At 61.0% G+C, this 21425-nt stretch carries 18 protein-coding genes, 3 tRNA genes and 1 pseudogene; 3 read left to right on the forward strand and 19 right to left on the reverse strand.

What is annotated here, in order from left to right; translation table 11 throughout:
* Positions 1–15 precede the first annotated feature (15 nt).
* Entirely contained in the window at positions 16–1062 is a 1047-nt protein-coding gene (locus OIU93_RS09225; protein WP_264269789.1) for an LCP family protein, read from the reverse strand.
* A gap of 149 nt (positions 1063–1211) precedes the next feature.
* Here OIU93_RS09225 and OIU93_RS09230 point away from each other — a divergent pair, with 149 nt between their 5' ends.
* Positions 1212–1679 (forward strand): DUF3515 domain-containing protein, encoded by a 468-nt coding sequence (locus OIU93_RS09230; RefSeq protein WP_264269790.1) that lies wholly within the window; start codon positions 1212–1214, stop codon positions 1677–1679.
* Positions 1680–1762: 83 nt separating this feature from the next.
* Here OIU93_RS09230 and OIU93_RS09235 read toward each other — a convergent pair whose 3' ends face one another.
* The 6 genes from OIU93_RS09235 to leuC all read right to left on the reverse strand — a co-directional run bounded on the left by OIU93_RS09235 (position 1763) and on the right by leuC (position 8312).
* Positions 1763–2887: a D-alanine--D-alanine ligase family protein gene (locus OIU93_RS09235; protein ID WP_264269791.1), complete on the reverse strand. Its 1125-nt coding sequence runs from the start codon at positions 2885–2887 to the stop codon at positions 1763–1765.
* A complete protein-coding gene (locus OIU93_RS09240) occupies positions 2884–3915 on the reverse strand; it encodes an NAD(P)H-dependent glycerol-3-phosphate dehydrogenase (RefSeq protein ID WP_264269792.1) in 1032 nt (343 codons plus the stop codon). Before OIU93_RS09240 ends, OIU93_RS09235 begins: the two co-directional genes overlap by 4 nt.
* Positions 3912–4685, reverse strand: a complete 774-nt coding sequence (locus tag OIU93_RS09245) for a 1-acyl-sn-glycerol-3-phosphate acyltransferase (protein WP_264269793.1) — start codon at positions 4683–4685, stop codon at positions 3912–3914. Before OIU93_RS09245 ends, OIU93_RS09240 begins: the two co-directional genes overlap by 4 nt.
* Before the next feature lie 19 nt (positions 4686–4704).
* The gene (gene murA / locus OIU93_RS09250) at positions 4705–6033 is read right to left on the reverse strand and encodes a UDP-N-acetylglucosamine 1-carboxyvinyltransferase (protein ID WP_264269794.1); all 1329 of its coding nucleotides are present in this window, start codon (positions 6031–6033) and stop codon (positions 4705–4707) included.
* Positions 6034–6242: 209 nt separating this feature from the next.
* On the reverse strand, positions 6243–6845 hold the full coding sequence (gene leuD, locus OIU93_RS09255; RefSeq protein ID WP_264269795.1) for a 3-isopropylmalate dehydratase small subunit: 603 nt from the start codon (positions 6843–6845) through the stop codon (positions 6243–6245).
* A 9-nt stretch (positions 6846–6854) separates the two neighbouring features.
* Complete coding sequence (leuC, locus tag OIU93_RS09260; protein ID WP_264269796.1) at positions 6855–8312, reverse strand: 3-isopropylmalate dehydratase large subunit; 1458 nt, start codon at positions 8310–8312, stop codon at positions 6855–6857.
* 112 nt (positions 8313–8424) lie between these two features.
* Between leuC and OIU93_RS09265 the strand changes: the two genes are divergently transcribed.
* On the forward strand, positions 8425–9144 hold the full coding sequence (locus OIU93_RS09265) for an IclR family transcriptional regulator (RefSeq protein ID WP_264269797.1): 720 nt from the start codon (positions 8425–8427) through the stop codon (positions 9142–9144).
* Between the two features lie 75 nt (positions 9145–9219).
* On the opposite strand, the gene thiL is transcribed toward OIU93_RS09265, so the two are convergent.
* The 12 genes from thiL to OIU93_RS09325 form a co-directional block, all read right to left on the reverse strand.
* Entirely contained in the window at positions 9220–10221 is a 1002-nt protein-coding gene (gene thiL / locus OIU93_RS09270) for a thiamine-phosphate kinase (RefSeq protein WP_264269798.1), read from the reverse strand.
* Between the two features lie 4 nt (positions 10222–10225).
* Positions 10226–11866 (reverse strand): GTPase, encoded by a 1641-nt coding sequence (locus OIU93_RS09275; RefSeq protein ID WP_264269799.1) that lies wholly within the window; start codon positions 11864–11866, stop codon positions 10226–10228.
* Positions 11863–13602, reverse strand: a complete 1740-nt coding sequence (locus tag OIU93_RS09280) for a dynamin family protein (protein WP_264269813.1) — start codon at positions 13600–13602, stop codon at positions 11863–11865. The genes OIU93_RS09275 and OIU93_RS09280 overlap by 4 nt, the downstream gene beginning before the upstream one ends.
* 184 nt (positions 13603–13786) lie before the next feature.
* A tRNA-Glu gene (locus OIU93_RS09285) sits at positions 13787–13862 on the reverse strand.
* 49 nt (positions 13863–13911) lie between these two features.
* Positions 13912–13984, reverse strand: a tRNA-Glu gene (locus tag OIU93_RS09290).
* Positions 13985–14051: 67 nt separating this feature from the next.
* Positions 14052–14123: transfer RNA gene (locus OIU93_RS09295), tRNA-Gln, on the reverse strand.
* Positions 14124–14236: 113 nt separating this feature from the next.
* Positions 14237–15007, reverse strand: coding sequence for an HAD family hydrolase (locus OIU93_RS09300; protein WP_264269800.1), 771 nt, complete (start codon positions 15005–15007; stop codon positions 14237–14239).
* A gap of 19 nt (positions 15008–15026) precedes the next feature.
* Positions 15027–16532 carry a glutamate--tRNA ligase gene (gene gltX, locus OIU93_RS09305; RefSeq protein WP_264269801.1) on the reverse strand — a complete coding sequence of 502 codons (1506 nt, stop codon included), beginning with the start codon at positions 16530–16532 and terminating at the stop codon, positions 15027–15029.
* 131 nt (positions 16533–16663) lie between these two features.
* Complete coding sequence (locus OIU93_RS09310; RefSeq protein ID WP_264269802.1) at positions 16664–17425, reverse strand: fumarylacetoacetate hydrolase family protein; 762 nt, start codon at positions 17423–17425, stop codon at positions 16664–16666.
* Between the two features lie 3 nt (positions 17426–17428).
* Positions 17429–18544 carry a UDP-glucose 4-epimerase GalE gene (gene galE / locus OIU93_RS09315; protein ID WP_264269803.1) on the reverse strand — a complete coding sequence of 372 codons (1116 nt, stop codon included), beginning with the start codon at positions 18542–18544 and terminating at the stop codon, positions 17429–17431.
* A 99-nt stretch (positions 18545–18643) separates the two neighbouring features.
* Positions 18644–19738: a branched-chain amino acid aminotransferase gene (locus tag OIU93_RS09320; RefSeq protein ID WP_264269804.1), complete on the reverse strand. Its 1095-nt coding sequence runs from the start codon at positions 19736–19738 to the stop codon at positions 18644–18646.
* A 99-nt stretch (positions 19739–19837) separates the two neighbouring features.
* Complete coding sequence (locus tag OIU93_RS09325) at positions 19838–20896, reverse strand: 3-isopropylmalate dehydrogenase (protein ID WP_264269805.1); 1059 nt, start codon at positions 20894–20896, stop codon at positions 19838–19840.
* 129 nt (positions 20897–21025) lie between these two features.
* Between OIU93_RS09325 and OIU93_RS09330 the strand changes: the two are divergent.
* Positions 21026–21425, forward strand: a pseudogene (locus OIU93_RS09330) (hypothetical protein); the annotation flags it as partial.

Below are 21425 nucleotides of genomic sequence, written 5' to 3' on the forward strand. Positions count from 1 at the left end.
GTGATCACTCGATCCTTAGAGACCGTTATCCTCTATAAATTGTCCCACGTTGTCTTGCTTCAGGGCCTCGGCGAATTCGGAAACCACGGCCATGTCGGGAATGACAATCGACTGACCGTCCGCCGAGCGGCCGGTGCCGTTGTTGGGAAGCGTGAAGAAGGTCATGTCGCTGGAACGGACGTTGGCCATGGAGCTGCCCAGCGTTGCGACTTTCATCGCATCGAGGGTTTCGTCCACTGCGACGTAGGGAGCGAACTCCTGGACGGTGGCCGATATCTTTCCCGGATCCGTCAGGGTTTCCTTGGACATCATGGTGCTCATGATGGCCTTGACGAAAAGCTGTTGGTTTCGGACCCGCTGGTAGTCACCGTCAGTGAACGCGTAGCGCTCGCGAACGAAGGCCAAGGCTTCTTCGCCGTCCAGTGTCTGGAGCCCCTTGGGGAATGCGTAACCGTTGGCGAGGTTCTGCTTGAAGGCGATGGGGTTGTTGATCTCCACCCCTCCGAGTGCGTTGGTCAGGCCCTTGAAGCCTTCAAAGTCAATGGACGCAACGTGGTCGATTCGTGTGTCCAGCAAACCCTCAAGCGTCTGGACGGTCAGCGGAACTCCACCCAACGCAAATGCAGCGTTGATTTTCGCCTTGCCGTGGCCAGGAATATCCAGCCAGGTATCCCTCATGATGGAGGTGACGTAGACGCCTTCGCGATTCGCCGGAATGTGCACCAACATCATGGTGTCAGAACGGCCGCCGTCCGGCAGCTCGGCAAATTCTTCGCCGCCTTGGTTCGTGGCGCGTGTGTCACTGCCAAGAAGCAGGATGTTCGTAGCGTCCTTGGCGGTTTCGGCCTTCTCCGGCCGCAACGTCTCTTCAGGGAACGCATCCGTCAACTTCGTGGTCCCGCTGTCGAAGCTGCGCGCCAGCGACAACAGGTACCCTCCGGCCACGAGCAACGCGATCAACACCAGCGATACTGCACCCAGCAATATCATCAATCCGGTGCGTTTCTTCTTTTTCGGCTCTTCGTAGCCGGTGTCCTGGAAGGACCCGTTCAAATGTGTCATTTATGCCTCTCAAGCAAATACTCCTTTACATCCTAGTCATGTCGCGCGACCGGTAGGCTGTTTAAGTGCCCAGATTGATTTTTACCAGCTCAGATTCCCCGAACTCACAGTCCCTTATCAGGAACGCATCCCCTCGAAGGGTGCACGGCGTGAAATTCGTCACGGCAATCGCCGCGTCCCTGGCCGGCTTGTTCGTGCTCTCGGGCTGCTCCCCCATCGCAAATGTCCAGCCTGCGGATGACGCGGGCAATCCCTTGTGTGCCGAAATGATGGTCTTGCTACCTCCGGAAATTTCGGATCAGCAGAAGCGCCAGACCAATAGCCAGGCCACGGCCGTCTGGGGAGACCCGGCGCAATTGGTGCTTCGTTGCGGGGTCACGGTCCCTCCTCCGTCCACTGATCCATGCGTCAGCGTGAACGGGGTTGATTGGCTGGCGAAGGAGGGCGAGCAGGCCTGGACACTCACCACCTATGGCCGGACGCCGGCCACGGAATTGGTCTTTGACCCAAATGTGATTCCGTCCAGCACCATCCTGGCCACCCTGTCTTCCGCTGCTTCGAAGATTCCCGCACAGCGCACTTGCACCACGGTCAGCAAGACCGTGGACGTGCCCTAAACAAGTGGTGGAGATGAAGGTGGGGGTCCTTCAGCGAAGCGAAGCTTGCTGAAGGACCCCCACCTGGATGCGCGAGCCGGTTTTTAGCGCAGACCGGTCTTGCGGCTGAGTCCCAAATGGATCAGTTCGTCAATGAGGTCGGCATACTCAAGTCCGGTCTTGGACCACATGTGCGGGTACATGCTTGAGGGCGTAAACCCGGGCATGGTGTTGATCTCGTTGATGATCCACTTGCCCTCGGGCGTGTAGAAGAAGTCAACGCGTGACAGCCCTTCGGCGTTCACCGCGTCAAAGGCCTCGGCTGCCAGCCGGCGCACTTCGTCCGTGGCAGCGGTCTCCAGTTCGGCCGGGCAGCTGAGCTGGGCTGCCGCCCCGTCGACATACTTGGCGTCAAAGTCGTAGAACGTGTGTCCGGCGTCTTCGACCACGATTTCTCCGGGCATTGAAGCCCTGGGTGGCAGCGAACCGCGGCCTTCCAGGACGCCGCATTCGATTTCGCGCCCAACGATGCCTTGTTCCACGATCACCTTGGGGTCGTGGATGCGGGCGGCCTCGATGGCCGCCGGAAGTGCGTCCGGGGTGTCCACGCGGGAGATGCCCACCGAGGAGCCGGCACGGGCTGGCTTGACGAAGAGCGGGTATTGAAGACCTTCAACGGATTTCAGGCATGCCGCCTGGTCTCGTTCCCAGTGCTTGTCCGGAATGACAACGTAGGGCCCAACTTCGAATCCGGCGGCTTCGAAGACCACCTTCATGAAGTGTTTGTCCATGCCGATGGCGCTTGCGGCAATGCCCGAACCCACGTACGGCACATCCACCATTTCCAGCATTCCCTGCAATGAGCCGTCCTCGCCAAACGGACCGTGCAGCAATGGGAACACCAGATCGATGTCGCCCAGGCTGCGCACGGCGTGGCTGTCATTGGAGGCAAGAAGTTCGTGGCTGCCCGGCTCCCCGGTCAGGCGCAGGATCTCGGACCCGGCGGTCACTTCGGGCTTCTGGCTGTTTGACAGCGACCAGGAGGTGACGTCCTGGTCCACCAGGGTCCATGCTCCGTCGCGGGTGATTCCCACGGGAACAACCTCGTACTTTTCGCGGTCAATTGCCTCGAGCACGCCTGCAGCAGTGACGCAGCTAACGGGGTGCTCGGAGGAGCGGCCGCCGAAGAGCAGCATGACCCGGGGCTTGTGTGCATTCACTTGACTCATTTGAGCTCACCTTCAGACTTTAATTGACGCCCCAACAGACGTGCTCCCATGTTCTCCACGCTCAGCGTGCCTTCCAGAACCATGACTACTGCCTCGGTAATGGGTACTTCTACATTGTGGCGAGTGGCCAGGTCCAAGACTGCCCTGCCCGACTTGATGCCCTCGGCCGTCTGGGACATGCGGTCATTGACCTCATCCAGGTACAGGCCCTGGCCCAGCAGGCGACCGGCGGTGTTGTTGCGGGAAAGCGAGGAAGAGCACGTGGCCACAAGGTCTCCCAGGCCGGCAAGGCCTGAAAGCGTTTCGTAGCTTCCACCCAGTGCCAGCGCAAGACGAGTGGTCTCGGCAAGGCCACGGGTGATGATCGAGGACTTCGTGTTGTCCCCCATGCCCAGGCCGTCGCAGATTCCCACGGCCAGGGCAATGACGTTCTTGGCAATGCCGCCGATTTCCACGCCAATGACGTCCGTGTTGGTGTAGGGACGGAAGTAGTCGGTGGAGCACAGCGAAGCGATCCAGGTGGCGGTGTCGATATCCGTGCAAGCCACCACCGACGCGGTGGGCTGCTTGCGGGCTATTTCCATGGCCAGGTTGGGTCCGGACAGCACGGCAATGCGTTCGTCCGATATTTCGACTTCGGCCGAGATCACTTCGCTCATGCGGGCATCGGTGTCCCGCTCCAGGCCCTTCATCAGGGACATCAGGACTGCGTGTGGTTCCAGGTGTTCCTTGAAGGAATGCAGTTGTTCGCGCAGGCTTTGGGCCGGCACGGCCAGGACAACCAACTCGGCTCCCGCAAGGACCTCGGCGGTTTTCGATGAAGAGGTGATATTGGAGGGCAACACCGTTTCGCGCAGGTAGCGCGAGTTGGTGTGGCGGGTGTTGATTTCAACTGCCACCTCGTCGCGGCGTGCCCAGACCATGACCTCTGTCCCGGTCTCGGCGCCCGAGTCGGCCAGGACCTTGGCAAATGTTGTGCCCCAGCTGCCGGCACCCATCACTGCAATTTTCCTCGGAGCGGGCCTCATGAATCGTTTTCCTTCGTTTGCTTCGATGGCGAACCGTTCTCGAAATTTCGTCCCTGGGCTGCCTGGCCGTGGTGCGCCGGATCCCACAGGACATTGGGCGCATCCTGCCCGCGCAGTCGCGCCACGTCCTTGGCCAACGCGCGCATGATGCGTTCGGTGGCCTCCGCGAGAACGGTCCTTGTCAAGGGGACATCACGAAGGTCATCGAGGTCCACCGGGTCTCCGGCTATGACCGTCACGTGGCGGCGCGGGAAGAGCTTGATTCCCTTGGCATAGCGTGGAAACAAGTCCTGCGCTCCCCAATGTGCCATGGGAATGACCGGGGCGCCGGTTTGCAGCGCGAGGCGGGCGGCACCGGTGTGGCCGCGCATCGGCCACAGGTCAGGGTCCCTGGTCAAGGTGCCCTCGGGGTAAATAATGATGACACCGTTGGCGTCCAGTACCTCGCGGGCCGTTTTGAGTGACTGCGATGCCCCGGTGGAGGTGCGCGCAACGGGAACCTGTCCTGTCCGGCGCAGCATGGTGCCCAGCACCGGGACCTTGAACAAGGATTCCTTGGCCAGGTAGCGCGGGTAGCGCTTGCTGCTGTAGATAGCGTGGCCGACAACCAAGGGATCAATTTCCGTCACGTGGTTGGGACACAGGATGAACCCGCCGCTGGGCAGCTTGTCGAAGTCCTGCCACGTTCTTCCGATCATGAGGTTCATGATCGGTCGAACGATTCCGGCCGCTATTGCAAACGCGGTTTTTGTACCGCGGGATTCTTTCATGCAGGTCAGCCTATGCGGATCAGGCGATTTCGTTCATCTCGACGCGCGCACCCAAGTCAGTGAGCTTGTCCATGAACTTCTCGTAGCCACGGTTGATCAGTTCGATCCCGGTGACGCGGCTGGTGCCCTCGGCGGCGAGTGCCGCGATCAGGTGGGAGAATCCTCCGCGCAGGTCCGGGATGTCGATGTCCGCACCGACCAGCGGGGTGGGTCCGGTGATGACGGCTGAATGCTGGAAGTTGCGCTGGCCAAAGCGGCACGGGATGGCTCCCAGGCATTCGCTGTGGAGCTGAACCTTGGCTCCCATTTCCACCAGGGCGTTGGTGAAACCGAAACGGTTTTCATACACGGTTTCGTGGATGATGGAAACGCCGGAGGCCTGGGTCAAGGCAACGACCAGGGGCTGCTGCCAGTCGGTCATGAATCCGGGGTGGACGTCTGTTTCAAGGATCAATGGCTTGAGCTCCCCGCCCGGGTGGAAGAAGCGGATTCCCCCGTCGGTGACCTCAAACTCGCCGCCGATTTGGCGGTAGGTGTGAAGGAAAGCGGTCAGGTCGCGCTGGGCTGCTCCCTCGACGTAGATGTCTCCATTGGTGACCAGGGCGGCGGAGGCCCAGGATGCGGATTCGTTGCGGTCCGGCAACGCCTTGTGGTTGTAGCCGTTCAGGCGGTCGACACCGATGATGCGAATGACCCGGTCACGGCCAACCGTGATGATGGCACCCATTTTTTGAAGCAGGGAAATAAGATCGAGGATTTCGGGCTCGATGGCAGCGTTCTCGACCTCGGTGGTCCCCTTGGCGCGCACGGCGGTCAGCAGCACCTGCTCGGTGGCGCCAACACTCGGGTAGGGCAGGGAAATCTTGGCGCCGGTCAGGCCGTGGGGTGCGCGAATGCTGGTCCCGAGGGGTCCGGCCTTGTCGATTACGGCACCGAAGTGGCGCAGCACGTCCAAGTGGAAATCAATCGGGCGGTCACCGATCTTGCAACCGCCAAGGTTGGGAATCAGGGCCTCGCCCAGGCTGTGAAGCAGGGGGCCGCAAAAGAGGATGGGGATGCGTGAGTCGCCGGCGTGCGTATCGATCTCATTGCTGGTGGCCGTCTTGGTGCCACTGGGGTCCATGGTCAGGTCGCCGGTGGCTTCATCCTTGGTGACGGTGACGCCGTGGATCTTCAGCAGGCTGGTGACAACTGCGACGTCCTTGATCTCCGGGACGTTGCGCAAGACAGAGGGCGAATCACCCAGAAGGGCCGCAACCATGGCCTTGGGAACCAGGTTCTTGGCACCCCTGACGGTCACTTTTCCCTTGAGTGGCACGCCACCATGAATCGTTAGGACTTTCGCCATGAACTTGAGTACCTCACCAGAAATTGTTTGGCCTTCGAATCCGAAGGGAAGACTAAGCAAGCATACAGCCCCCGGCATTGCCGAGGGCTGTATCGAAAATGTAACGCTGGTCGCGCCGCCAGCCACCTCGGTCGTTGAATCCCCCGGAATTCCGGGGTGAGTAGCAGTAACCGAGGGGCTGGGCAGCGGTGTTAAGCGGTCAGCTAAGGCTAGGAATAGCGGGCCGGAAGCGTGGTGGGCTTGAAGGCCGGACGCTGCGATTCATAAGCCGTGATGTCTGCCTCGTGCTGGAGGGTCAATCCGATGTCATCAAGACCTTCCATGAGGCGCCAGCGCGTGTAGTCATCAATCTCGAACGGCGCAATGATGGATCCGCACGTGACAGTCCGGGCTTCGAGGTCCACTGTCACTTCCGTGCCGGGGTGGTTCTCGATTTCCTTCCAGATCAACTCGATGTCGCTCTGTGCCACCTCGGCGGCAACCAGACCCTGCTTGCCCGAGTTGCCACGGAAGATGTCGGCAAAACGCGAGGAAAGGACTGCCTTGAAACCGTAATCCTTCAGGGCCCAGACGGCATGTTCGCGCGAGGAACCGGTACCGAAGTCGGGTCCCGCCACCAGGACCGAGCCCTTGGAGAACGGTTCCTGGTTAAGGATGAAATCCTTGTTCTTGCGCCATCCCGCAAAGAGGGCATCCTCGAACCCGGTGCGGGTGATGCGCTTGAGGTAGACGGCCGGGATGATCTGGTCGGTGTCCACGTTGCTTTGGCGCAGCGGAACGCCGATTCCGGTATGGGTGTTTATTTTCTCCATGATGAATCCTTAGGCTACTTTTGCGGCGGAGGAAGAGGTCGCGAGATCCGAGGGCGAGGAAAGGGTCCCGCGGATCGCGGTTGCTGCGGCAACCAATGGCGAGACCAGGTGGGTGCGGCCACCCTTGCCCTGGCGTCCCTCGAAGTTGCGGTTCGAGGTGGAGGCACAGCGCTCGCCCTCTGCAAGTTGGTCCGGGTTCATGCCCAGGCACATGGAGCAGCCGGCGAATCGCCATTCGGCACCAAAGTCCTTGAAGATCTTGTCAAGACCTTCGGCTTCGGCTTCCAAGCGGACCCGGGCAGAACCCGGCACCACGATCATGCGGATATCTGCATCCTTTTCCTGCCCCTGGATGATGCTGGCGGCGGCGCGCAGGTCTTCCATGCGGCTATTGGTGCACGAACCCAGGAACACCGTGTTCACACGAATGTCCTTCATGGGCGTTCCGGCTTCCAGGCCCATGTATTCGAGCGCCCGTTCGCAGGCTGCACGCGCATTTTCGTCGTCAAAGTCCTCGGGGGCGGGAACCTTGCCGGAAAGCGAAATCCCTTGTCCGGGGTTGGTGCCCCAGGTGACGAAGGGCTCCAAGTCGTTCGCATCGAGGAACACCTCCGAGTCAAAGGTCGCGCCTTCGTCCGTGGCGAGCGTGTCCCATTCGGCAACAGCCGCATCCCAGTCGGCACCCTGTGGCGCGTGCGGGCGCCCATTGATGTATTCGTAGGTGATTGCATCCGGTGCGATCATGCCGGCACGGGCACCGGCCTCGATCGACATGTTGCAGATGGTCATGCGGGCATCCATGGACAGCGAACGGATTGCCGAGCCACGGTATTCCAGCACGTAGCCCTGTCCGCCGCCGGTGCCGATCTTGGCAATGACCGCAAGGATGATGTCCTTTGCCGTCACACCCGGCTTCAGGGTGCCCTCGACGTTGATGGCCATGGTCTTGAATGGCTTCAAGGAAAGGGACTGCGTCGCCATGACGTGCTCGACCTCGGAGGTGCCGATGCCGAAGGCCAGAGCCCCGAACGCACCATGGGTCGAGGTGTGGGAATCACCACAAACCACGGTCATGCCCGGCTGGGTCAGGCCAAGCTGCGGGCCAACCACGTGAACGATGCCCTGCTCCTTGTCGCCCAGCGAGTGCAGGCGAACTCCGAACTCGGCGCAGTTCTTGCGCAGGGTCTCGATCTGCGTGCGGCTGGTCAGATCCGCAATCGGCTTGTCGATTTCCAGCGTCGGGGTGTTGTGGTCCTCGGTGGCAATCGTCAGGTCGGGGCGGCGCAGGGGACGCCCCGCCAAACGAAGACCCTCGAAGGCCTGCGGGGATGTCACCTCATGGATCAGGTGCAGGTCAATGTAGATCAGGTCCGGCTGGCGCGCACCGCCTGCTCCCTCGCCCTTGCGAACGACGTGTGCGTTCCATACTTTTTCGGCCAGCGTCTGTGCTGCCTGGTGTGCGGCCATAACCGACTCCCTCACTTGATAAAAGTCCTATGTCTTAACTGTTCCACCCACGCGCCCGTAATATCCAGTAAGCGGATTTGCATCTCAAATAGTGAGATAGCAATATCAAACTATGGACACATCAAGTGGCGTTGGCGTCATCGACAAAGCGGCCCTCATCCTCAATGCCCTTGAGGCCGGGCCAACCTCCCTTGCCCAATTGGTCTCCCTGACTAAGATCTCACGGCCAACAGTGCACCGTCTGGCCCAGGCACTCGTGCACCATCGTCTTGTCGGCAAGGACATCCATGGACGCTTCGTCCTGGGCGGCCGCCTCGTGGAACTCGCCTCAGCGGCGGGCGAAGACCGACTCATAGCCGCAGCTGGTCCGCTGCTGATCCAATTGCGGGATTCCACCGGGGAAAGCACCCAGGTGTTTCGTCGGCAGGGCGACTACCGCGTGTGCGTGGCCTCCGCCGAAAGGCCGGTGGGCCTCCGCGACACGATTCCTGTCGGAACCCAACTGTCGATGAAGGCAGGTTCGGCCGCGCAGGTCCTTTTGGCATGGGAAGACCACGAACGGCTGTTGGATGGATTGCATGGCGCACGCTTCACTCCCACCATCCTGGCAGGAGTCAGGCGACGGGGCTGGGCCCAAAGCCTGGGCGAACGCGAACCCGGGGTTGCCTCGGTATCTGCTCCCGTGCGTGGACCTTCCGGACGTGTCATCGCGGCAGTGTCAATGTCGGGGCCCATTGAACGTCTCTCACGACAGCCCGGCAAGGCCCACCAGGAAGTCGTCGTGCAAACCGCCAATGCCCTGACCGAGGCACTGCGCAAAACCGGGGACTAAGGGAAGATCGTTTTCACCGAACGCTCCGGCAACCCGGTTTGGGGAGTTAACCGTGAACATCGGATTAGCAGCGCCTTAGCCTTCGAAGTGGTCAAATCCCTTGGCGGAATCCGCTTTCCTGCCGTCCAGGAGAACTTCCCCGCCCGGCTCGCCGCCAATGGACTTCCTGACCATGCCCACGGCCCGGAAACCTTCGGGCAAATCCTCAACCTTCGGGAACGTGGCCAATAGCCCGTGGTCTTCCCCTCCTCCGAGGACCCAGTCCATCGCATCCCTGCCCAGCCTTGCGGCAGCCCGGGACAGCCGTAGCGCGTCGGCCTGCAGAGAACGGGTATCGAAATCAATGGCAACTCCACTGGCAATGGCCATGCGACGACCATCCTTGAGCAACCCGTCGGAAAGGTCCATCATGGCCGAAGCTCCGGCGCGGGCAGCACCGGGCCCAGCCGCCAGTGGCGGGGTAGGCCGCCGTTGGCCAAGGACAAGAACCTTTTCATCTTCAGTCCATTCCACGTGCGAAACCGATGAGTCCATGAGTGCCAGGCCGGCCGCAGCTACGCCCAGGACGCCGCCAACCGCCACCACATCCCCGGGCCTCGCACCGCTGCGAAGGACCGCACGGTCTGTGGCAAGGGCGCCGGTGACTGCCGCCGTAATGGACAGTTCGCTTCCCCTGCCCAGGTCTCCCCCGCCGATGGCGCACTCGCAGGCTCCCAGTTCACGCACGGCAGAGCTGAATCCATCGGCCAAATCCTCCACCCAGGATATGGGGGTGGAGTGTGGCAGCGTCAGCGAAATCACTGCCGACGTCGCAATGGCACCCATTGCATTCACATCGGAGAGGTTTTGGGCGGCGGACTTCCATCCGACGTCGAACCCGCTGCTCCGAAATCCACTGGGCCAGCTCAACCTGAAGTCCTGGTTTTCCACGAGCGTGTCAACAGTGATGACAAACTTTCCACCGGGGGCCGCAATCAAGGCCGCATCGTCACCTGGGCCGAGCAACGCCGGAGCCCCCTGCAACCGCGGCAGGATCCTTTTCAGAAGCCCGCTTTCTCCAAGGCTTCCTACGGTCATGAGATCAGCTGCGGGCACGTTGCAAGGCTCCAATGAAATGATTGTGTCTGGTGATTTCCGCGCCCACCGGCTCAATGACCGAGCGCTCCGCGACGGCACCGACCGAAGCATGCAGCGCTCGTCGGGCCTTGCGGGCGCGTCCCGCAGCGCCGATGCGGGCGATCAGCCCTGTGGCCAGCCCCAAGACAATGCCCAATAATATGCCAATGACGAGCATCAATGTGGGGACAGGGAGGCCTTCGACCTTTGGAACCTCGGGCAAGGTGAATTGTAGGTACTGCGCACCGAACAGGGCGCCAAGCCAGAGCGCGCCCGCAAGGGCCGTGACCAATGATATCCACTGGATGACGGAGACAATCGGCCACCACCAGGACCCCTTGGTGGCACCGATACCGGTGTTGGCAATGGCCTGGTCCAACTCGTCGGGAAGCTTTGCCTCACCGGCGCGCGCCGCCCGGCGGATCGATCCCTGCCAGGCTTCTGGCGCTCCGGCGCTTGCCTGGTCCGCGTATCGCCGAACCGCGGAATCGGCTTGGGCCCGCTGCGCGGCACCTGGGGCAGGAAGGGACGTGCGATTGAGCTTGGGGTTTACATCAGCGCTCTTGAGGTTGAGCCGGCGCAAAGGGTCGGGTCGGACCTTGGCCAGCCATCGGGTCAGTGGCCAGCCGGTCTTCTTGTGGGCGTCCATCCGATAGGAGGTGCGTACGGCATCCACCACCGTATTCACACCAGCGGCCGCGGCCAGCTCCACGGTCAATGCCTTCTTGGCAGGCTCCCCGGGCAGCTTGAGTTCCTCTTCCCGAGATCCCTCCGCCATCCGGCCCGCGATGGTGGCGACGTCGGCGGTAAGTCGATTTGTCGCGGCACCACGTTCGGTGACCACCCGGGCAATCTCCTGTCGCAGGGCATCCAGGCCCTCGCCGGTAAGCGCCGAGACGCCAAGTATGCGTGGACTTGCCAGGCCGTCTGCCAGAAGGATGGAGCGCAACGAATCCATCACGGGCTCCCGCTGGTTTTCCTTCAGCTTGTCAATTTGGTTCAGGACCACCAAGGTGACCGAGCCATGGGTAGCCAGAGGCCTGATGAAATCATGGTGGACAGCCGCGTCCGCATACTTTTGGGGATCGAGCACCCAAATCAAGACGTCGACCTGGCCTGCGAGCTTGGTGGCGATCTCGCGATTGGCCGCAACGGTGGAGTCAAAGTCCGGTAGGTCCAAAAGGATCAGGCCGCTGGCTTCCTTCTCCGATCCAAAGAGGCCCTTCTTTTCCAGTCGCAAGGGCGTGTCAATGAGGTGGCGTTCCTGCACGCCCAGCCAATCAAGCAACGGTTCGGATCCTGGGCCTCCCCAGACTCCTGCCATTGGCTGACTGGTGGTCGGCCGGGTTGCGGCGGTCCGTGCGAGGTCCTGTCGCACGATCGCATTGAACAAGGACGACTTTCCACTGCCCGTCGCTCCGAAAAATCCGACCACCGTATGCTCCGCGGAGAGTGTTCTGCGGGTTGAAGCCCGCTCCAGCACTTGCCACGAAGCATCGCTCACCGCAGGCTCAAGGCGGTCGGTACCCAGTTCGGTGGCTAGCTTGAGCGCTTCAAGCCGACGTTCGAGCGGGCTCACGGTGGTGGTTTGACGTCGGCGGCTCATGCACCTTGCTCCCGGGCCAGTCGGCGGATGGCTGCCGAATTCTGTTTCATGACTTTGGCGTCCTGTGCGGTAGGGATGTTTTCCAGGCGGGAGATGAATCGCTGCTTTTCAGTCTCCAGCAGGGCCGTGCACCGGTCGGCAAGGGAATCCTTTGCCTGCTTGGTGAGCCTGCGCACAGCGTCTTCGCCAAAGATCGCCTCGAGCAGCTTCTGCCCGACCACGGCCGATCCGCCGGCGATTCCGACTTCCAGTCCCGTCAATCCGGCGGTGGAGGCGAATACGACCACCATCAGTGCCACGGCGACTCCGTTGACGCCGAAGGACACCATGCGTGCGGTCATGCGTTTGTTGGCACCCTCGGTGCGGATGATTTCCATCAGGTCCCCTTGCCAGGCGCGCACCTGCTCTGCCACCTGGTCGGAGAATCCGGGAGACAGTGAACCGAGATTGGCGGTGCCCACCAGGGCCTTGCCTGCCGGGTCGGCCCGCCAGCGCTCTTCAGTGGTTTCACTGGCCTTGGCGGCCTGGTCGACCACCACGGCATGCAGACCGCTTTCTATGGCCTCTTCCACATGGTCCACGGGTTTGGGCTTGCCGGTAAAAAAGGCACCGATCCGATCTCTAAGCCGGCCAATGCCGGATTCAAGGGAACGGAAAAATTCTCCGGTGCCTACGAAGTCCTGCCACCGTGCCAAAACCTCGCCACGCAACAGCGTTCCGTCTTGCACGCTGGACAGAATTCCCTCGTGTGCCTGTTCAAAAGCCTCATCGGCGTATTGGGCCAGGCGGCTGCCGCTGGTCTCCTGCTCTCCCATGGCCACGGCAATGACATCGCTGCGATCCGCGAGCTGGCTAAGCACCCCGGCCAGCGTTTGGCGGGCAATCGATGCCCGTGATTCGGCATTGGCAGCCAGCTCACCCAACCAGTCCTTGAGCGGATCAACCGCTTTGGCAGGCAGCATGTCCATCTCGTCGAGGTCAAATTCCGGAACCACGAAAAGCTCGGCGCCGCCCAGCCCTTCGCGCAGGAGCATACCGCGCAGGTCGGTGGCGATCTCATCCTCGAGACCTGCCGGTACGCGGTCCAGGACGACTGCCAAGGTGATATTGCGCCCGGCGGCCTCGGAGAGAAGTTTCCAGGGTACGGCGTCCGCGTAACGGTTGGCGGTCGTGACAAAGATCCAGAGGTCGGCGGCAGACAACAGCTGGCCGGCCAGACGGCGGTTTTCATCCGAGATGGAATCCACGTCGGGAGCATCAAGAATGGCCAAGCCACGTGGGATTGCGTCATCTTGCAACAGGATGATGGAGTCGGTCAGCGCGGCGTCCGGCGTGGCACCAACCCGCGCCGCAGGAATATGTTGGTCTCGGTTGACTGCGGTTCCGGTGATGCGCCGCAGGCCGGGGAGGATCCTGTCGTTTTCCAGCCAGGCCCGGTCCAGCTCGTGGTGGAGGAGGATTGGTTGGCGGGTGGTGGGTCGAATGGCCCCGGCACGGGTGACAGGGTGTCCCACCAGGGCATTGACCAGTGTGGACTTCCCTGCTCCGGTTGAGCCGCCCACCACGGCCAACAGCGGTGCATCCAGGCTGCGGTATCGCGGCAGGATGTAGTCGTCGAGTTGTTCCACTGCGCTGCGCGCGTTTTCGCGTGCCTGGGCAACGCCTGCAATCTCAAGAGGCAGGATGCTTTCCGCAAGATTCGTTCGAACGCCGGTGAGCAGGTTGATGGCTTCCATGTCGGCTGGCACGGCCGAGAGTGGTGGAGAACCTAGGGGTTCAGAGCCATTGCTAGTAGTCACCACTACATCATGCCAAACACTTTGGATTTTTATTCGTAAGCTAGCCGAAGAATTCCAGGGACCTTGGGAAAACCCGTCTTAACGACAAATGGTCCCAAACCGAAGTTTGGAACCATTGTGCTGGTGACCCCAGCGGGATTCGAACCCGCGTTACCGCCGTGAGAGGGCAGCGTACTAGGCCGCTATACGATGGGGCCGCATAGCTGTAACGTTTTAGGACTGTTACCGTCCGATTCCAATGAATCGTGACCCCAGCGGGATTCGAACCCGCGTTACCGCCGTGAGAGGGCAGCGTACTAGGCCGCTATACGATGGGGCCGTATGCTCTGCGTGGGGACTTTCGTCCCCCACGCAGACCGGTCCTCGCTTTCGCGAAGACCGTGACGCTGGGGTACCAGGACTCGAACCTAGAATGTTGGTACCAGAAACCAGTGTGTTGCCAATTACACCATACCCCACAGCGTTGATTTGCTCTCCGGCTTTCTCTTCGAAAGCTTTCGTGCGCCTCAGCACGAGAAATAACTATACCGGCGGATCTGCGGAAAGTACAAATCGGGGGCCCACTAGGATCCTAACGGGCCAAAAACCCCGGGTTTCCGGTGATTATGGCGGCCAAAGAACCAAGATTTTGCAGGATTTCGGACGATCGGGTTTTGTGATCTGGCGCACGATCCAGCAGGATTCCCTGCAGTCCCGCGTCGATGGCACCCTGCACATCGTTGACCGGGTTGTCCCCAACGTAGAGGGTTGCGCCGCGGGCGGTGCCGAGCAACCGGCAACCTGCATGGAACGGCCGCGGATCCGGCTTCGGTGCCCCGGCGGTATCCGAGCCCACGAGAACTTCGATCCGCCCAAGCCCCGAAAGTTCCAATTTGCGGCGTTGGTAGTCTTCCACGTTATTGCTGACGGCCCCGTAGGGAATGGAAAGGGCGTCCAGGGCATCAAGGCAGTCGTGCACATCGGGGAATGGCGCCCACATGCCCTGAACCACGTCTTCGTAGCGTGCGCTCCAAACGCCAAGGGCTTCTGCCGGCGGGGCATCCAATCCGACAAGTCCATAGGCGCGCCGGATTCGTTCGGCGCGCTGGCCCAGGAATGTCAGTTCCCCGGCCATGTAGCGCTCATACGCCCCAGCACCGTCATCGGCATAGTCCCGCGCCGCATGCTCCCTCAGGCCTCCGGGAACGTCCTTGAAGTCTTCGGAGGTGAGGAAGTGAAATCCCTTGACTGCGGCGGCGTTGAGATCCACCAGCGTGTCGTCAATGTCAAAGAGAACGCCCTCAACCCGGGCCACGGAACGTGCACCGTGAATTGAGTTGAGGGCGCTGGTCGCGTTGTCCACGATTATCGCTTGCTCCTGCTTACCGGGTGGCCCGGAACGCGCGTACGCGGTTGAGTGAGGATTCCTTGCCCAGAATCACCATCGACTCAAACAGCGGAGGGGAGATCCGCTTGCCGGACACTGCAGTGCGAATGGGCCCAAATGCGTGGCGCGGCTTGATGCCCAGTCCTTCGACCAGGGAGGACTTCAAGACGTCCTGGATGGTCTCGGCGTCCCACTGCGTTGCTGCCTCGAGCGCGGCCAGGCCGGCGTCCAGGACTTCGGCGGTGTTCTCCGGCAGTCCCTTCAAGGCATCGGCGGCAGGCTCAATGGCCGAGTCCTCGGTGAAGAGGAATTCAAGCATGTCGGGCGCCTCGCCTAGCAGCGTGATCCGCTCCTGGACCAGCGGAGCGGCCTCGGTAAGGATCTCATGCTGGCGTTCCGTTAGCTCCTCCCCCACCAGGCCCTGGAACCTGAGGTAGGGAATCAGGCGTTCGCGGAAGTCAGCGGCATCCAGCATGCGCACGTGGGTGCCGTTGATGGCTTCTGCCTTCTTGATGTCAAAGCGTGCCGGGTTCGAGAGCACGTCGTGGACGTCGAAAGCCTCAATGAGCTGGTCCCGGGTGAAGATGTCTTCATCGGCGCTCAAGGACCAGCCAAGCAAGGACAGGTAGTTCAGCAGTCCCTCGGGTATGAAACCGCGATCCCGGTGCAGGAACAGGCTCGATTCCGGGTCGCGCTTCGAAAGTTTCTTATTCCCCTGGCCCATCACGTAGGGCAAGTGGCCAAAGAGAGGCATGTACTGGGCGACACCGATTTCAATCAAGGCGCGGTACAAGGCGATCTGGCGGGGGGTCGAGGAGAGGAGGTCCTCGCCGCGCAGCACGTGGGTAATGCCCATCAGCGCGTCGTCGACCGGGTTCACGAGAGTGTAGAGCGGCTGGCCGTTGGCGCGCACCACCACGAAGTCCGGGACGGAGCCGGCCTTGAAGGTGATTTCCCCGCGCACCAGGTCGGTGAAGGTCAGGTCTTCGTCCGGCATGCGCACGCGCAACACCGGCTCGCGGCCTTCGGCACGGTAGGCGGCAATCTGCTCTTCGCTGAGGTTACGGTCGAAGCCGTCATAGCCCAGCTTCGGGTCCCGTCCGGCAGCCTTGTGGCGATCTTCGACTTCCTCGGGGGTGGAGAAGGATTCGTAGACATGCCCGCCCGCACGGAGCTTGGCAATGACGTCCTGGTAGATGTCCCCGCGCTGGGACTGGCGGTATGGTTCGTGAGGACCGCCGACGTTGACACCCTCATCCCAGGTGATCCCGAGCCAGTCCAAGGCGTCCAGCAACTGGTGGTAGCTTTCCTCCGAGTCGCGCTTGGCGTCGGTGTCTTCGATGCGGAAAATCATTTTTCCGCCGGTGTGGCGCGCATAGGCCCAGTTGAACAGGGCGGTGCGAATCAGGCCTACGTGCGGTGTGCCGGTCGGAGACGGGCAGAAGCGTACGCGGACGGGGGTTTCATCGGTCACAGTGGGAATGAGGGATACATCAGTCATGATGTGACCATTCTATGTCCCCACACCTAGTCAACCCGCCAGCACAGTGCTGAAGCGCGCAGTCGGGGAGCTTAACTGCAGTTGGCCCCGGATACCGGGGCCAACTGCGTTGCAAGGGTCCAACCGGGAATTTAGCGGCGGAACGGATTGCTCAAGGTGCCGATTCCCTCGATCTCCACGTCCACGCGCTGTCCCTCGGTCACCAAACCGACGCCGGCCGGGGTACCGGTGAGTATGACGTCACCGGGTAGCAGGGTAAAGGCCTGGGACGCGTAGGCAATCAGGTCGTTGATACCCCAGACCATGTCGGAGGTGTTGCCGTCCTGGACGACGTTTCCATCGAGCCGGGTGATCAGCTGGGTGTCCTCGTGGTCCAGCTCGGTCTGGATCCATGGTCCCAGCGGGCATGAGCCATCCCAGCCCTTGGCACGTGCCCATTGTCCGTCTGTCCGCTGGGCATCGCGTGCGGTCAGGTCATTGGCGATGGTGTAGCCGAAGACCACGTCTTGGGCCTTTTCGGCGGGAACGTCCTTGCAGATTCTTCCGATGACAACCGCGAGCTCTCCCTCGTAGGAGATTTCCTCGGAGAAGGACGGCAAGGTGATCGGGTCACCCGAGCCGACAACGGAAGTGTTTGGCTTCAGGAACATCAGGGGTTCTGCTGGCACTTCGTTGCCAAGTTCGGCGGCATGGTCGGCGTAGGTACGACCGAAGCACACCACCTTGGAACGGGGAATGATGGGGGCGAGCAACCGGACATCCTCAAGCTTGTGCTTGACGCCGGTTGGCTTGATTCCTTGGAAGAAGGGGTCGCCGGAAATGACGATGACCTCGTCCTCTTCCACGACGCCGTACATGGGGTCACTGTCAACGACAAAACGAGCAATACGCATGGTTTATAGCTTAGTGGCTTCGTTGGAGTCGGGTGCGCGCTTCTGCTTCTGTCGCTTGACCACGTCTTCTTCGATTTGATCCTCGTCATGCTGGTCGGCAGGTTCGTCCTCGGGATAGCCGGTGGGATTGTTTGACTGCCACCGCCACATGTCCTCGACCATTTGCTCGAGGCCGCGTTCGGCCTTCCAGCCGATTTCCTCACGGGCCAACGTGGGATCGGCGTAGCTCGCCGCCACGTCACCTGGGCGGCGGTCCACGACCTCGTAGGGGATCTCCCGTTCAGAAGTTCGGGCGAATGCCTGGATGACCTCAAGCACCGAGGAGCCGTGTCCGGTGCCCAGGTTCCAGGCGTGCAATCCGCCATGCTCGTGGAGATATTCGAGAGCGGCGAGATGCCCGGCACCAAGATCCACAACATGGATGTAGTCTCGCACGCCTGTTCCGTCCGGCGTCGGGTAGTCTCCCCCGAATACGTTGACTCGCTCGCGAACGCCTACAGCCACCTGCGCAATGTACGGCATCAGGTTGTTGGGGATGCCTTGCGGATCCTCGCCTATCCGGCCGGATTCATGTGAACCCACCGGGTTGAAATAGCGAAGCTTCGCAATGGACCAACGCTGGTCCGAACCTGCAAGGTCATCAAGCATTCCTTCAATGTGAAGCTTGGTCCGGCCATACGGATTGGTGGCAGACAACGCCGTTGATTCAGTGATCGGCAGTTCGAGCGTTTCTCCGTAGACGGTGGCCGATGAGCTAAAGACCAATGTGCGAACGTCGTGGGCTTCCATGGCATCCAGCAGGTTGAGCGTGCCGGTGACGTTGTTGCGATAGTACTTCAGGGGTTCGGAAACGGACTCCCCCACTGCCTTGAGCCCGGCAAAATGGATGACGGCCTCCGGCCGTGCCGTTGCAAACACGTCCTTGAGTCGCGCTTCATCCAGCAGGTCACCTACGTGCAAGTGGGCGTTGTGACCCGTGAGTTCCCCTACCCGCCGCAAGGCCTCTGGCGAGGAATTGCTCAGGTTGTCGTAAACGTGGACCTCGTGGCCCTCTTCCAATAGAAGTAAGACCGTGTGGGAGCCGATATAGCCGGCGCCGCCGGTGACCAAAATGCGCATGAATCCATCCTATGGAGCTTGGCCCTGCTTCATCCGTCTAAAACCGCGATGGGGGTGGGATTCTTTTGGAATCCCACCCCCATCACCTGTACTTCGCGCCTACGCGAGCCGTTCCAGCCAGCCGTGGCGATCTGCGACGGTACCGGTTTGGATACCCAGCAATTCCTCGCGGAGGGCCATGGTCACTTCACCTGCAGGGGCATCCGGATCGCCGATGTGCTCCTCGCCGTTCTTCAGCACGCCAATCGGGGTGATGACCGCTGCAGTGCCGCAGGCAAAGACTTCCTGGATCTCCCCGCTGGCAATTCCTTCGCGCCATTCGCCCAGGGTGATCGTTCGTTCCTCGACCTCGAGCCCGCGGTCCTTGGCCAGTTGAATGATCGAGGAACGGGTGATGCCTTCAAGGATGGTACCGGTGAGGCGTGGGGTGACGAGCTTGCCACCCTTCATCACGAAGAAGACGTTCATGCCGCCGAGCTCTTCCACGGCTTCGTCGTTGAACGGGTCAAGGAAGAGAACCTGCTTGCAGCCGTTTTGTTCGGCTTCCAACTGTGCAATCAGCGATGCTGCGTAGTTGCCCCCGCATTTGGCCGCACCTGTGCCGCCGCGTCCAGCGCGTGCGTAGTTGTGCGAGACCCAGATGCCCACCGGCTTCAGTTCACCACCGAAGTAGTTGCCAGCCGGGGAAGCAATGACTCGATAGGAAACCTTGCGAGCCGCGCGAACGCCCAGGAAGGCTTCGGTGGCAATCATGAAGGGACGAAGGTAGAGCGCTTCACCGTCGCCACTGGGAACCCACTGGACGTCGGCCGTCACCAGGCGACGCAGCGATTCAACGAAGACTTCCTCATCAAGTTGCGGCAACGCCAACCTCGCTGCCGACCGATTCAGGCGGGCAGCATTTGCATGCGGACGGAAGCTCCAGACGCTTCCATCTTCGTGGCGGTATGCCTTCAGGCCCTCAAAGATTTCCTGGCCGTAGTGCAAGACGGAGGCTGCCGGATCCATGGCAATGGGGCCGTAGGGCTCGATGCGCGCGTTGCTCCAGGTGCCCTGCGGGCCTTCACCATCGGCCGACCAGTCGATGACTGCGGTGTGGTCAGTGAAGAAATCCCCAAAACCTGGGTTGGCCAAAATGTCGGCGCGTTCCTGATCGCTTTTCCGGTGAGTTGAGAGATCTTCAATGAATTCCATGATGCCGTCAGGCTTCCTCTTCGACAGGGTGTTGCGGTGGCAAGCCGACAACGGCTTGCCACCCTAGGATTTGGTTCCTAAATGAACCTAGTCACCAGCTTAAGCCAGTGCGGCAATGATTGCATCGCCGATCTCGGCAGTGGTCCGCGGATCGGTCATTTCATCGCGAGATGCGATATCACTTTCCACTGCCTCCTCGACCCGGCGGGCTGCTTCCGGAAGACCGACATGGTCGAGCAAAAGGGCAGCCGAGAGGATTGCTGCCGTCGGGTCCGCCTTTTGCTGGCCGGCAATGTCCGGGGCCGAACCGTGAACGGGTTCGAACATTGAGGGGGCAGTACGGTCCATGTTGATATTCCCGGATGCCGCCAGGCCGATGCCGCCCGTGATGGCGCCAGCCTGATCGGTGAGGATATCGCCAAAAAGATTGTCGGTGACGATAACGTCAAAGCGAGAGGGATTCGTGGTCATGAAAATGGTTGCGGCATCCACATGCAGGTAATCGTGGGTGACGTCCGGAAACTCGACGGCCACGGCCTCCACGGTCCGGCGCCATAGGTGACCGGCAAAAACCAGCACGTTGTGCTTGTGAACCAGGGTCACGTGCTTACGGGTACGTTCACTGGCACGACGGAAGGCGTCTCGGACAACTCGCTCGACGCCGTGGGCAGTGTTGATGGAAACCTCGGTGGCGATTTCGTGAGGGGTGCCGGCACGCAGCACACCGCCGTTGCCCACGTATGGCCCTTCGGTGCCCTCGCGGACAACAATGAAGTCGACTTCCCCGGGCTCAGCCAACGGGCTCGGCACTCCCGGGTACAGCTTGGCCGGGCGCAGGTTCACGAAGTGATCCAAGCTGAAGCGCAACTTCAGCAGCAGCTCGCGTTCAATCAGGCCCGAAGGAATGCGAGTATCGCCCGGGGCTGCACCCACAGCGCCAAACAGGATGGCGTCATGCTTGCGAAGCGCTGCAAGGGTTTCCTCCGGAAGGGTCTCCCCCGTATCCAGCCAGTGTTCGGCACCGAGCGTGTAGTTGGTCAGCACCAAATGCACGTCCGTGGTTTCCGTTGCCTTCTTCAGGACCTTTACGGCCTCGGCAATTACTTCAGGACCAATGCCATCACCTGGAATGACGGCAATATTCAAGGATTCGCTCATGACAAACGAGTTTATCGACTCGTATCACTATGTGAACAACCCGTCTCATATCGTGAACGCTCCGATGGGATTCGTCCAATCTCATGCCTGGGCATGATGTACGCCGCACTCCCACACCGTAGGCTATTTATGGAAGAAACCGCCCCGTTGCCACCGCAGGAATCAATGACGCCGCACCGCACCATAGACAAGTGGATTCGCGAGAATCCAAACAAGGTCGATCTCATTTTGGGACTCGGAATCTGGCTCGTATTCGGCCTCATTGCCGGCGTCAGTCTTGGTATTTCGGGAAACGGCTGGGCATTGGCCATCCTGGGAACGGTACAAACCCTTCCGCTGATCTGGCGCCGAAGACAACCAGGGCTCGCCGCGGGAATCATCGTCCTCGCGCATCTCATCCAGGTTGGCGTTGTGTTTCGTCGATTAGAAATAGGCCATTTCGGCGCTAAGAAGCAGGCCATTTCGGCACGGTTCCAGGCCATCTCGGCAGTCTCGATGGAACCCGTCCAAAATCGTCGCTTTACCCAAC

The sequence above is a fragment of the Paeniglutamicibacter sp. ZC-3 genome (assembly GCF_025847175.2).
GTDB lineage: Bacteria > Actinomycetota > Actinomycetes > Actinomycetales > Micrococcaceae > Paeniglutamicibacter > Paeniglutamicibacter sulfureus.